The organism is Sulfurimonas sp., from assembly GCF_032250635.1.
Classification (GTDB): domain Bacteria; phylum Campylobacterota; class Campylobacteria; order Campylobacterales; family Sulfurimonadaceae; genus Sulfurimonas.
Genome location: NZ_JAVVFL010000049.1, coordinates 1 through 11,527, shown reverse-complemented (window position 1 = coordinate 11,527; position 11,527 = coordinate 1). Strand labels below are relative to the sequence as shown.

13 protein-coding genes and 1 pseudogene are annotated in these 11,527 nt (G+C 39.8%); 10 read left to right on the top strand and 4 right to left on the bottom strand.

Annotated features, from left to right (window positions below; genetic code table 11):
* The 4 genes and pseudogenes from RQ763_RS04590 to argS form a co-directional block, all read left to right on the top strand.
* A pseudogene (locus RQ763_RS04590) lies at positions 1-474 on the top strand (DNA topoisomerase IV); the annotation flags it as partial.
* Complete coding sequence (gene gmk, locus RQ763_RS04585) at positions 474-1,094, top strand: guanylate kinase (RefSeq protein WP_314151469.1); 621 nt, start codon at positions 474-476, stop codon at positions 1,092-1,094. The pseudogene RQ763_RS04590 and the gene gmk, both read left to right, overlap by 1 nt.
* An 86-nt stretch (positions 1,095-1,180) precedes the next feature.
* Positions 1,181-1,420: a twin-arginine translocase TatA/TatE family subunit gene (locus RQ763_RS04580; protein WP_314151468.1), complete on the top strand. Its 240-nt coding sequence runs from the start codon at positions 1,181-1,183 to the stop codon at positions 1,418-1,420.
* A 3-nt stretch (positions 1,421-1,423) separates the two neighbouring features.
* Complete coding sequence (gene argS / locus RQ763_RS04575) at positions 1,424-3,019, top strand: arginine--tRNA ligase (protein WP_314151466.1); 1,596 nt, start codon at positions 1,424-1,426, stop codon at positions 3,017-3,019.
* Here the strand turns inward: argS and RQ763_RS04570 are convergent.
* The gene (locus tag RQ763_RS04570) at positions 3,016-3,636 is read right to left on the bottom strand and encodes a L,D-transpeptidase (protein ID WP_314151465.1); all 621 of its coding nucleotides are present in this window, start codon (positions 3,634-3,636) and stop codon (positions 3,016-3,018) included. The genes argS and RQ763_RS04570 overlap by 4 nt on opposite strands.
* Before the next feature lie 121 nt (positions 3,637-3,757).
* Here RQ763_RS04570 and RQ763_RS04565 point away from each other — a divergent pair, with 121 nt between their 5' ends.
* Positions 3,758-4,381 carry an acyl-CoA acyltransferase gene (locus tag RQ763_RS04565; protein ID WP_314151464.1) on the top strand — a complete coding sequence of 208 codons (624 nt, stop codon included), beginning with the start codon at positions 3,758-3,760 and terminating at the stop codon, positions 4,379-4,381.
* A 66-nt stretch (positions 4,382-4,447) separates the two neighbouring features.
* On the opposite strand, the gene RQ763_RS04560 is transcribed toward RQ763_RS04565, so the two are convergent.
* The gene (locus RQ763_RS04560) at positions 4,448-4,621 is read right to left on the bottom strand and encodes a hypothetical protein (protein WP_314151463.1); all 174 of its coding nucleotides are present in this window, start codon (positions 4,619-4,621) and stop codon (positions 4,448-4,450) included.
* A 1-nt stretch (position 4,622) separates the two neighbouring features.
* On the opposite strand from RQ763_RS04560, the gene RQ763_RS04555 reads away from it, so the two are divergent.
* Positions 4,623-5,762 carry a Na+/H+ antiporter NhaC family protein gene (locus RQ763_RS04555; protein ID WP_314151461.1) on the top strand — a complete coding sequence of 380 codons (1,140 nt, stop codon included), beginning with the start codon at positions 4,623-4,625 and terminating at the stop codon, positions 5,760-5,762.
* Here the strand turns inward: RQ763_RS04555 and RQ763_RS04550 are convergent.
* Together RQ763_RS04550 and RQ763_RS04545 are read right to left on the bottom strand one after the other, a co-directional pair.
* Positions 5,759-6,502, bottom strand: a complete 744-nt coding sequence (locus RQ763_RS04550; RefSeq protein ID WP_314151460.1) for a 3'-5' exonuclease — start codon at positions 6,500-6,502, stop codon at positions 5,759-5,761. The genes RQ763_RS04555 and RQ763_RS04550 overlap by 4 nt on opposite strands.
* Positions 6,503-6,543: 41 nt before the next feature.
* Positions 6,544-6,921 carry a hypothetical protein gene (locus RQ763_RS04545; RefSeq protein ID WP_314151459.1) on the bottom strand — a complete coding sequence of 126 codons (378 nt, stop codon included), beginning with the start codon at positions 6,919-6,921 and terminating at the stop codon, positions 6,544-6,546.
* Between the two features lie 73 nt (positions 6,922-6,994).
* Between RQ763_RS04545 and RQ763_RS04540 the strand changes: the two genes are divergently transcribed.
* From RQ763_RS04540 to RQ763_RS04525, 4 genes are all read left to right on the top strand, one after another.
* Positions 6,995-7,657, top strand: a complete 663-nt coding sequence (locus RQ763_RS04540) for a peptidoglycan recognition family protein (protein ID WP_314151458.1) — start codon at positions 6,995-6,997, stop codon at positions 7,655-7,657.
* Positions 7,654-8,787 (top strand): DUF819 domain-containing protein, encoded by a 1,134-nt coding sequence (locus RQ763_RS04535; protein ID WP_314151456.1) that lies wholly within the window; start codon positions 7,654-7,656, stop codon positions 8,785-8,787. Before RQ763_RS04540 ends, RQ763_RS04535 begins: the two co-directional genes overlap by 4 nt.
* Before the next feature lie 93 nt (positions 8,788-8,880).
* On the top strand, positions 8,881-10,635 hold the full coding sequence (locus RQ763_RS04530; protein WP_314151455.1) for a copper resistance system multicopper oxidase: 1,755 nt from the start codon (positions 8,881-8,883) through the stop codon (positions 10,633-10,635).
* Between the two features lie 10 nt (positions 10,636-10,645).
* Positions 10,646-11,332: a copper resistance protein B gene (locus RQ763_RS04525; protein ID WP_314151454.1), complete on the top strand. Its 687-nt coding sequence runs from the start codon at positions 10,646-10,648 to the stop codon at positions 11,330-11,332.
* Positions 11,333-11,527 lie beyond the last annotated feature (195 nt).

Genomic DNA, 11,527 nt, shown 5'->3' with positions numbered 1-11,527 from the left:
CTTGAACTTGATGAGCCCGAAGACGAGATAGAGCCTGATGAAGAGGATGAGTCTGATGAAGAAGAAAAAGAGTTTGACCAAAGCGATATAGAGTCCCAGATTCACGAAGCGGTTCAAAAACTAACTACTGAAGACCTAGAGAGTGAAATAGATGAAGATATTCTGCTCGATCTCGACTCTTTAACAAGCAGAGATTTAAAATTGGCAATAGGTGAAGAGGTTGAAGAGGCTGAGGAAGAGGATAGTGTTGATGACTTAGATGAGGCAGATGAATTTTATGAAGATGAAGAGAGCTTTGAGGAAATTCAAGACTTAGAAGAAGAATTCTCCAGTGCAAAAGAGGAGTCAACGGAGAGTTCAGATGAGGGAGTGGAAGCTCTTAAAAAACTTTTAAAAGCACTCTCGAATGAAGACGTTGCTGCATCGCTCAAGGGAATGAAGATAAGTATAAATATAACTTTGGGTGAGAAATAGTGAACCACAAATCAGGAGCAATTCTAGTTCTTTCAGGTCCAAGCGGGGCAGGGAAGAGCTCTCTGCTTAATGCGGTTATAGGTGATTTAGGCGAGTGTTACTTCTCTATCTCCACAACAACCCGTCCAATAAGAGAGGGTGAGATTAATGCTGTTCACTATCACTTTGTAGATGAGGTTGAATTTAAAAAAGATATAGAAAATGATCTTTTTTTAGAGTATGCCTTTGTGCATGGCAACTACTACGGAACATCCATAAAGCCTGTAAAAGAGGCTCTAAAAGAGGGCAAACTTGTAATTTTCGATATAGATGTTCAGGGAAATGCAACCATTATGAATAGACTTGGAGACATTACAACTTCGGTCTTTATCTCCCCTCCAACGCTCTCAGAGTTGAAAAAACGTCTCGAAGCGCGCTCTACCGACTCGAAAGAGGTTATTGACCGCCGCATTGATATGGCAAAAAGAGAGATTCAGAGAATCAGCGAGTATGACTTTCTTATAGTAAATGACAATTTTGAAGATGCAGCAGAGGTTCTAAAAACAATAGCAAATGCGGCAAGAGTTAAAATTCCGGCAAACGAGATAAATGATTTTGCTAGAAAATGGGAAGATATATAACAATAAGCTCATAATATAGTTGTGATAAGAGAAGTTACAGCTAATTTAGTTATAATTTCGGACTTAAATTTACATAAGGAATAGATATGGGAATGCCTGGCGGACAAGAATTATTAATAATCTTAGCAATTGTAGTATTGCTTTTTGGAGCAAAAAAGATACCTGAATTGGCAAAAGGTCTTGGAAAAGGAATTAAAAACTTTAAAGCTGAGATGAAGAATGACGATGACGAGAAAGAGACAGCTTCAGCAGATATGCCTAAAAAAGTAGAGTCTGAAAAAGAGACCGCTGCAAAAGAAACACCAAAAACTACAGAACAAGCGTAACTCTTGAAACAACGAGTATCGGCGCTTTTGCGCGAAAAGTTTGGTCGTGAAGTTGTTTTAGAAAAACCTCGTGACCGTTCTTTCGGTCACTTTGCTACACCCATTGCTTTCTCTATGGCAAAGGAACTCAGAGAGTCTCCTATGAAAATTGCCGAAGAGTTGGCTTCCTCATTTAATGAATCTGATTTTTTTAGCAGTGTTGATTCCGTAAAAGGTTATCTCAATTTTCGTCTTAGTGAAAATTTTTTAAGCGATTATGCCGCATGGGCGCTTGATAATCCTAACGACTTTGCAAAACAGGAAAAAAATGAAAGAATCCTCTTGGAGTTTGTAAGCGCAAACCCGACAGGACCGCTTCATATAGGTCATGCAAGAGGCGCAGTTTACGGAGATACTCTTTATAGGCTCGCACGTCATTTAGGCTATGATATAACGGCTGAGTATTATGTAAATGATGCCGGAAACCAGATAGATCTGCTTGGTCTCTCCATTCAACTTTACGGACGTGAAAATATACTTAAAGAGAGTGTCGAGTACCCAGAGAGTTACTACAGAGGTGACTATTTGGCTCCTTTGGCAAAAAATGCAGTCGAGAAATTCGGCAAAGAGATTTTGAGTGACGATTCTCGCCAAAAAGAGCTCGCACTCTGGGCAAAAGATGGTGTCATGGAGATTATAAAAAATGATTTGGCAGATACCAAAGTCTTTTTTGACACCTTTGTTTATGAGTCTTCCCTTTATGCAGACTGGGATAGAGTCATGGCAAAAATGGGTGAGGGTGTCTATGAAAAAGAGGGCAAACTCTTTATAGCATCTTCGCAAAAGGGTGACGACTCGGACAGAGTGGTCGTTCGTGAAGATGGGCGTCCTACATATCTTGCCGGCGATATAGTCTATCATAACCAAAAGTTTGAGAGAGGGTATGACCACTACATAAATATCTGGGGAGCGGATCATCACGGATATATAGCGAGGGTAAAAGCCGCTGTTGAATTTTTGGGATATGAGAGCGCTAAGCTTGAAGTGCAGCTTTCTCAAATGGTAAGTCTTTTAAAAGACGGCGAACCATACAAGATGAGCAAGCGTGCGGGCAATGTTATACTTATGAGCGATATTGTAGAGGAGATTGGCTCCGATGCGCTTAGATTTATCTTTGCTTCAAAGAAGAGCGATACTGCTTTAGAGTTTGACATCTCTGAATTTAAAAAACAGGATAGCTCAAACCCTATTTTTTACATCCAGTATGCACATGCAAGGATCAAAACTATTCTCTCAAAAAGTGATTTGAGTGAAGATGAGATTATGTCTGCTACTCTGAAAAACTTGGATGACAATGCTGATATGTTGATGTTTGACGCACTGCTTTTGCCTGAGATTATCGAAGATGCGTTTAGTTCAAGACAGGTTCAAAAACTTCCTGAGTATCTGAAATCACTTGCGGCATCACTTCATAAGTTTTACTATGATTGCAGAATTATCGGAACAGAAGATGAAGCAAAACTCTTAAAACTTTTAATGGTTGTGGGACTCTCACTCCGCACCGGGCTCTCTTTGATGGGTATAACGGCAAAAGACTACATGACAAAAGAGGAAGATTAAAGCTTAAGGTTTGGGTAGAGTTTTAAGACTTCCCTCAGCTGGGATTTCGTAATCTGTATTAAAATCGGATTTTTACTCTCATCAAGCCAAAAGGCTATTTTTTCAATCTCTTCAAGGGTCATGGAGGTGCATCCAGCCGTGGCTGCATCTTTTGACTTTTGAACATGCATAAATATACAGGAGCCTCTTTTTTTAAGCTGCTCTTTGTTATGTCCTACGACAATCCCTAGTTCATACTGAGCGTCATCTCTTCTCATCTCTTCAAAGCTTTTTGGTTTAACTTTCGGTTCTTGAACTATTTTGTTGTAAAACTCCGAATCAGAGTCATCAACGCATATAAGACCATTTCGTGCGTGTATATAAGGCATTTTGAGCTTTAAATCTTTCGCATACCCAAATATTGCATCAAGTCTGAATATGCCGATGGGCGCCTTTTTGTCCCCTTCATATTTAAGCGGTTCACTCTCTTTTCTAGCGAGATTGATTTCTCCCAGTCCGAAACCGAATCCACTTTTACCTACATTGACTTTGATGGGGTCAAAAACTCTTGCTCCATCTTCAAAACAGTAGAGTTCTGCTTTGGTGGAGTTGTACTCCTCGCCCACTACTAAAACCATTTGCTCGCCCGCAAATACAAAGATTTGACAAATTATTATAATTAAGAAACTTTTTACCATAAAGTATGTTACTATTACTAAAATATGAGGCAGGTTAATTTTTAAAAATGGAAAAAATTTTATGAGTATAAATATAAGAAAAGCCAGTAGTGATGATGCGCCATTCTTAGCACAAATGATTTTACAGAGCACTAGGGCTGACAAAAAAATCGGGATTTATGATCTGATTTTTAAAACTAAAAATGATAAAGATGCCTTAAATTATCTAGAAAAACTAACAAATACAAATGCAAAATCGAACTGCCACTATAGTAACTTCTTAATTGCAGAGATGGATGGCAAAAGCGTTGGTTCTCTTTGTAGCTATGAGCCTAGAATTGCGACAAGAGAGGTTTTTTTACAGGCTCTTAGCGAAATAGGAATTGACGGCGAGGAGAGCGAATATTTGGGGCTTATGGAGATTTGTTCATTTCCTATAAATATAAGAACGCTTATTTTTGACTACATGGAGGAGCTTGAGGGTTTTATGGATGTGGGAATCTTAAAAGCGCTTATGCATAAAAGCCTCTTGAACGCAAGGTTAAAAGGGTATCGTATAGCTCAAACAATAGTCGAAATAGGTTCACTAGAGACCCTTTTATACTACAAAAAACTTGGCTTTAAAGAGCTAAGGCAAAAAGAGTGCGAGCCTTATAAAGAGATATTCGGTAGACCAGGTTTAGTTCTGCTCTCTATAGAGTTCTGATAGGTTCAGCATAGAACTCTCGGCGCTCTCTCTCTTCCCCTCACTTCTTGCCATCGCACTGGCGCTCTATACACGCAATGTGATGTTGTCTCTTTTTGGAGGAGTAGTTCTAGGCGTTTTTGTTTTAAACGACTTCTCATTTTTTGCCTCATTTGAAAATATATTTTCTCTCTTTAGCTCTTTACTATCAGAGCCGTGGATACTAAAAACTTTGGCTTTTGCAATCTTGGTTGGAAGCATTATGGCTCTTATTGAAAAATCCGGCGGAATTGATGGTTTTGTAGATTATATGCTGCATAAAACCAAGATTGTTAAATCTGCGCGTTCTGCATTGGTGCTTAGTTACGTTGTAGGCGTCATAATTTTTGTGGAGTCCTCCATTACGGCTCTTATTTCAGGAGCTGTCGGAAAACCGCTTTGTGACAAATACAAGATACCCAGCGCAAAACTTGCTTTTGTCTGCGACTCGACATCGGCACCTATTAGCTCTCTTATAGTTTTAAACGGCTGGGGAGCGCTTCTTCTTGGGCTTATAGCTACGCAAGTCTCTTTGGGCATCATAGATATGGATGCGCTCTCTCTTCTTATAGACTCTATTTTATACAACTTTTACTCAATGGCAGCCCTTGTAGTTACCTTTTTGGCTATATGGTTTAACATAGATTTGGGAGCCATGAAAAACGCAAAGCATATACCAAAAGATAAAGATTTGCTACAAAATAACGGTGTGAGTATGTCTTATATGCTCCTGCCTATAATCTTGATGGTTATTTTTGTTTTTGTTTTTTTGTATCTTAGTGGCAATGGTGATATTTTAAAAGGGAGCGGTTCTAGCTCTATATTTTATACAATGCTTAGCACTCTTATCTTTACCCTCTTTTATTTTGTCGGTACAAAAAATATGAACTTTATAACGTGGAGCAAAACCGCATTTTTGGGGGCTAAAAAACTCACACCCATTGCACTAATACTCCTTTTTGCATTTGCCATAGGAGAGGTTACAACAGAGCTTAAAACAGGTCACTATTTGGCATCGTTGGCAGATGAAAATTTGAGCATCTACCTTTTGGCGGGAGTCATATTTCTTATAAGTTCGGTTATCTCATTTTCAACAGGAACAAGTTGGGGAACGTTTAGCATAATGATACCAGTTGCAGTTCCTATGGCAGTTACAATGGATGCAGATATTGCTCTGTGCATTGGGGCGGTAATCTCAGGCGGCATTTTTGGTGATCACTGCTCGCCAATTTCAGATACCACAATCATATCTTCGATGGCGAGTGACTGCGAGGTTATAGAGCATGTGCGGACTCAGATGCCATATGCTCTCATCAGCGGGGCAATCGCCCTTGTGCTGTTTGTAGTGTTTAGTTTTTTCTAAAGTCCTAGCGCGATGTTGATTGAGTAGCGCATATCCTCATCAAGATTTTCCATACTCTTTAACATCCATCTCAAGTAGGCAGCATCGCTTGTGGCGACTTCTACAAGGGTTTTGCCTTTGTATTTGCCGAAATTAAATGATTTTATAAGGATGGGTGTGAGAGTTAAATCGACCATCTTCTCAACCGGATTATCCTCTGGAAATTGCGCTAAAACACTCTCTTTGAGTTTGCTTAGAAATAGTTTCAGAACTAAAACGTCACCTATCGCATCATGCGCTTTTATGGTTATGCCGAGTGCATCCGCCTCTTTTTGCTCCTCTTTGTAGATTCCCATTTTGTAGCGGAAATATTGAAGCCTGTGCGCCTCTTCATCTGGAAATATATGTTTAGCCACCCTTAGCGTGTCGATGACTTTCATCTGGGTTTTAAAACCCTCTTTGGCAAGCATTCCTATGTCAAAAGGGGCATTGTGGATTATGAGATAGTTTTCATCTGTGTTAAGTTCTTGAAGTCTTTTATAAGAGACACTCTCCCTGCAGAGGCTTTTTCCCTCAAGCATATCGGGAGTGATTCCATGAACCTCCATTGCAGCGTAGTTGATAGGAACATCCGAGAAGAAAAACTCATTTTGAACCTCAATCTCTTTTTCGCCTAAAACCATGAATCCCAGCTGAATTACTCTGTCCAACTCACCAACTCCAGTTGTCTCTGTATCTAATATAATATATTTTTTTGCCAAATTTTCGCCTTTTGTTTTCTGCCTTCTTAGAGGCAAGCTTTTTAAAAAAGAAAAGAGTCTAACATATATTCACTTTGAGCATGAAGATACTCGGGGCTTAGCTCTATTTTTATCGTCTCTTCGCCAATCTCGTAGGTGCAAAATTGTACAAATTTAAGCTGAATTGCCTCGCCCTCAAACTCGAAGTTTCTAATAGCCAGGGGCTCGTTTATCTCTTCAAGCAAATCTTGAATATCTTTTACAGACTCTTTGCATGGACGCAGACCAAGGAGTTTGAAAATATTTTGAAGCTTTATCTCCAGTGAGAGATCTTCATCCATAGCAATATATGTGTTGTAGACGCCGCGCGCTAATTTTAGAGCATTTTGGCTGAGAGGTTCTGCTAGTAGATTTTGTTTTATAATCTCTTTTTTATACATAACTATTATATTATATCGATAATCATTAAAAGCATATAAAAGCTATAATAGAATCAATTTTTGAGGTATATCTATGACACGTATTTTTTTATTTCTTATATTTATCTCGCTCTCTCTTGCGGCATTGCAGATAAAAGAGACGCCCATCGCATTTGGCAAAACAAGAGTAGAGTTGAGCAAAGAGTATATTAAAGAGCACTACAATTTAGAGGTAAAAGATATAAAAATCGTTCCAAAAATAATAGTTATTCATCATACGGCAATAGATGATTTCGCCGATTCGCTTTCGCGTTTTACATCCGAGACTCTCCCCTCTGACAGACCCGATATTACCAGCGGGGGAGCGCTAAATGTCTCGGCTCACTTTATGATAGAGCGTGATGGAACCATCCATCAGCTCATGCCTTTGGATTTTATGGCAAGACATGTCATAGGGCTGAATTACAACTCCATTGGCATAGAGAATGTCGGAGGTCAAAACTCTGCGGACAATCTCACAAAAGAGCAGTTAGAGGCAAATATCTTTCTTGTAAAAGAGCTCAAAAAACGTTTTGAAACTATAGAGTATGTCATAGGGCACTATGAGTATAGATGCTTTGAAGAGATGCCGCTTTGGCTTGAGGTAGATGACGGCTACAGAACATTTAAGGATGACCCGTCCGTGCGGTTTATGGACGCTCTAAGAGAAGAGATAAATGGTTTCAAAGGCGCGCCTTGTACTCAAGGGCATAAATGATTAGCTCGCCTCTTCTCTACCTCTTCTCTCTAGCACTTCTTGCCGCAGTTATCGCGCTTGTAGAGCAAAAAAGCGGCTCAAAGTTCTTTAAGTTTGTTCCCTCGTTCGTGCTTATATATCTATTTAGCATGTCTCTAGCCTCTCTTGGGGTGTTTGAGCAAAATGAAGCGATAGACGCTATATATAACAACACAAAGCAGAATCTGCTCCCCGCCATGCTTTTTTTGATGCTTCTGCAGGTGGATATAAGAGACTTTTTTAAACTCGGAAAATCTCTTCTTATCGCTTATGCCTTAGCACTCTTTTCGCTTTCTTTCGGATTTATAGCTATCACTTTTATTTTTGATTTTAACGCAGAGACCGCATCGGCTTTTGGAGCACTGAGCGGCAGCTGGATGGGCGGGGTGGCAAATATGGTAGCCGTTGGCTCGGCTCTTGGCGTTTCACAGGAAGCATTTGGTTACGCGCTTATAGTCGACAGCGTAAACTATACTATCTGGATAATGTTTCTGCTCTTTTTAACCCCGTTTGCCCACAGGTTCAACAGCTTTAGCGCGTCGCATGAACAGATGGCAAAACTGAGTGAAATAGGGTGCGCATGCACCATCGGAGCAAAGAGATACTGGCTTTTGATACTTTTGGCAATCATCGTCGCGTTCACGGTAAATCTTATAGCCTCAATCGGATTTGTCATTCTAAACTACACTACGACAACGGTTATTCTAGCGACGATACTTGGGCTTTTAGGCTCATTTACAAGACTTAAAGAGTTAAACGGTTCAAGTGAAGTCGCAACCTCCATGCTCTACATGCTAATAGCACTTATAGGCTCAAAAGCGGTGTTTGAGAATTTTAGCGGCGTAGGCGTTTTAGTCTTTGCAGGGTTTTGTATCCTGCTCATTCATGCCATTGTCATGATAGTGGGTGCAAAAATATTCAAGCTTGATCTCTTCAGCATAGCCATAGCCTCACTCTCAAACATAGGCGGCGTAGCTTCAGCTTCCATCCTGGCAGCAACCTACAACAAAGCGCTTGTAGGCGTGGGAGTGCTTATGGCGGTAATGGGGTATCTAGTAGGAACTTTCGGCGGTTTGGCTGTGGGAAATATTTTGGTTTGGATGGCGGGGTAAGGTTTAAAGTGCAACATATAAAAAAAAGTATGCGTATTAAGAAGTAATTTAGTTATAATATTTTCCTACCAAATGGCATAAGAGGAGAAGAAAATGACTCAAAAAGCCTTAACTATATCAAGAAGAACCTTTGTAAAAGGTGTTGTAGCAAGCGGTATAATCGCATCTTCATCAGTGAACGCAAGTTCGAAAATTTCAAGTCGCATAGAGACGCAAGAATTAAGCGGAACAAAATTTGACCTTACAATCGATAAAGTATTTGTAAATATAACATGTAAACCTTCAATCGCAACTGCCGTAAACGGTATGTTAAGCGGTCCCACTTTAAGATGGAGGGAGGGCGATGAGATAACTATCAATGTGACAAATAATCTTGATGAAGACTCGTCTATCCATTGGCATGGGATAATATTACCTTTTAATATGGACGGCGTTCCCGAAATCAGTTTTAGAGGCATAAAACCGGGAGAGACTTTCACATATAGATTTACCGTAGTGCAAAGCGGAACTTTTTGGTACCATTCTCACTCAGGTTTTCAAGAACAAACAGGCGTTTACGGGGCTATAGTAATAGAACCGAAGATAAAAGACCCTTATGAGTATGACAGGGATTATGTCATTACCCTCTCTGATTGGTCGGATGAAAAGCCCAAAAATATATACAGAAAACTTAAATTATCCGCAGATTATTACAATTTCAAACAACGAACGGTCGGTGATTTTGTCAATGAAGTAAAAGAGAAAGGTTTTTTTGCCGCATTTAACGATAGAAAGATGTGGAACGAAATGGCGATGACAGACAGGGATTTATCGGATGTGACAGGTTATACATATACATATCTTATGAACGGTCAAAATCCTGAAACACTCTATAAAGCTATTTTTAAAAATGGTGAAAAAATCAGACTTCGTTTTATAAACAGTGCCGCTATGACTTTTTTTGACGTTAGGATTCCGGGGTTAAAGCTGAGAATAGTCGCATCCGATGGAAACAACGTTCAGCCCGTGGAAGTGGATGAGTTTAGAATAGGCGTGGCGGAGACTTACGATGTTATAGTAGAGCCTGAAAAAGATACCCCTTATTCTATATTTGCTCAAAGTCTCGACAGAAGCGGTTTTGCTCTTGGAGCTTTGACTTACGATAAAAATATAATAGCGACAACCCCAAATATGGATGCTCTTCCTATCCTTACACATGCAGATATGGGTATGAATATGGGGGAGATGGATAGCGGCACTCATGACATGTCAAATATGGACAACTCTTCTAAAAAAGAGAGTGTCATGAAACATGGCGGAGATATGAAAATGCCCATGAAAACAGCGCCTATAGCCATTACCGAACTTGAAGAAGCCAGAGGCGTACAAACTACCATGAGAGCCATAAACCCTCAATACAGACTTGATGATCCGGGAGTAGGATTGAGAGATAACGGCAGAAAAGTTTTAACTTATGCAGATTTAAAATCACTGGCTTCTACGGCTCACGACAGGTATCCCGATAGAGAGATAATCCTGCGTTTAACAGGAAATATGGAGAGATACATGTGGTCCATTAACGGTATAGCCTACAAAGATGCTCAACCGCTTGAGTTCAAATATGGTGAGAGGCTTAGAATAACTTACATAAACGATACGATGATGAATCATCCTATGCATCTTCACGGAATGTGGAGTGATTTGGAGACTGGAGATGATAATCATCTTCCTAAAAAACATACCGTTATTGCACAACCCGGTTCTAAAATCAGTTTTAGAGTCAATGTCGATGCTAAGGGCTCTTGGGCATTTCATTGTCATCTGCTCTATCACATGTCGGGTATGTTTAGAAAAGTAGTAGTTACCTAAAGGATATATCATGAAAAAATTATTAATAATGACGCTGTTTATATCAACATGTAGTTCATATTTATTTGCAAGCGAAGGGGGCAATATTTTTAGAGCTACCTTTATGGCAGATAATCTAGAGTATCAATTTAATGATGAAAAAGCATTGACATGGGATGCTTATGCATACGCAGGCTATGACTTAAACAAGGTATATATTTACTCCGAAGGCGAAAAGGCAAAAGGTGTCTCCTCGGCTGAGAGTGAAAACCAACTTGTTTATTCCAGAGCGATATCGCCGTATTGGGACATTCAAATAGGCGTGGGTTACGATAAGACGCAAGATTCGCATAAAAATTGGGGAGTCATAGGTTTTCAGGGTTTGGCTCCGTATTTTTTTGAGACACGTGCGTCTCTTCTTATTGCAGATGACGGAGTTGTCGGACTAAGAGCAGAAGCGGAGTATGAGGCGCTTATAACCCAAAGACTTATCTTAACGCCTAGTTTGGCTTTTGCGGCATATACAAAGAACGACACTCAAATGGATATAGGAAGCGGATTTTCTAATCTTACTTTAGGAGCAAGAATCAGGTACGAATTTGTAAGAGAGTTTGCGCCTTATGCGGGGGTAGAGTGGAGTAAAAACTTTGGAAATACCAATAGTATGGAATCTTTAGATGAAGTTTACATAACCATAGGTTTAAGATTTTGGTTTTAGCTGGCACTGGTGCGCTTACAGCGGTTCGGCAGTGGGGAGTGTTTTGGGTAGTGTGGTAAGGCTTAAAGGTAATACAAAGAGTAATATTTATATAATACTAAAAAGGAGTATTTATGCACACGATAACACTCAAAACCGATGATAATTTTTTTGCAATGCTCAATGAGATGGTGGCGACATTCGGCACTTCAAGAA

Coding starts and splice junctions, on each gene's coding strand:
- RQ763_RS04580 (WP_314151468.1), top strand. CDS start 1,181: ATGGGAATGCCTGGCGGACAAGAATTATTAATAATCTTAGCAATTGTA.
- RQ763_RS04570 (WP_314151465.1), bottom strand. CDS start 3,636: ATGGTTTTAGTAGTGGGCGAGGAGTACAACTCCACCAAAGCAGAACTC.
- RQ763_RS04565 (WP_314151464.1), top strand. CDS start 3,758: ATGAGTATAAATATAAGAAAAGCCAGTAGTGATGATGCGCCATTCTTA.
- RQ763_RS04560 (WP_314151463.1), bottom strand. CDS start 4,621: ATGCTTCCAACCAAGATTGCAAAAGCCAAAGTTTTTAGTATCCACGGC.
- RQ763_RS04555 (WP_314151461.1), top strand. CDS start 4,623: ATGGCTCTTATTGAAAAATCCGGCGGAATTGATGGTTTTGTAGATTAT.
- RQ763_RS04545 (WP_314151459.1), bottom strand. CDS start 6,921: ATGTATAAAAAAGAGATTATAAAACAAAATCTACTAGCAGAACCTCTC.
- RQ763_RS04540 (WP_314151458.1), top strand. CDS start 6,995: ATGACACGTATTTTTTTATTTCTTATATTTATCTCGCTCTCTCTTGCG.
- RQ763_RS04535 (WP_314151456.1), top strand. CDS start 7,654: ATGATTAGCTCGCCTCTTCTCTACCTCTTCTCTCTAGCACTTCTTGCC.
- RQ763_RS04530 (WP_314151455.1), top strand. CDS start 8,881: ATGACTCAAAAAGCCTTAACTATATCAAGAAGAACCTTTGTAAAAGGT.
- RQ763_RS04525 (WP_314151454.1), top strand. CDS start 10,646: ATGAAAAAATTATTAATAATGACGCTGTTTATATCAACATGTAGTTCA.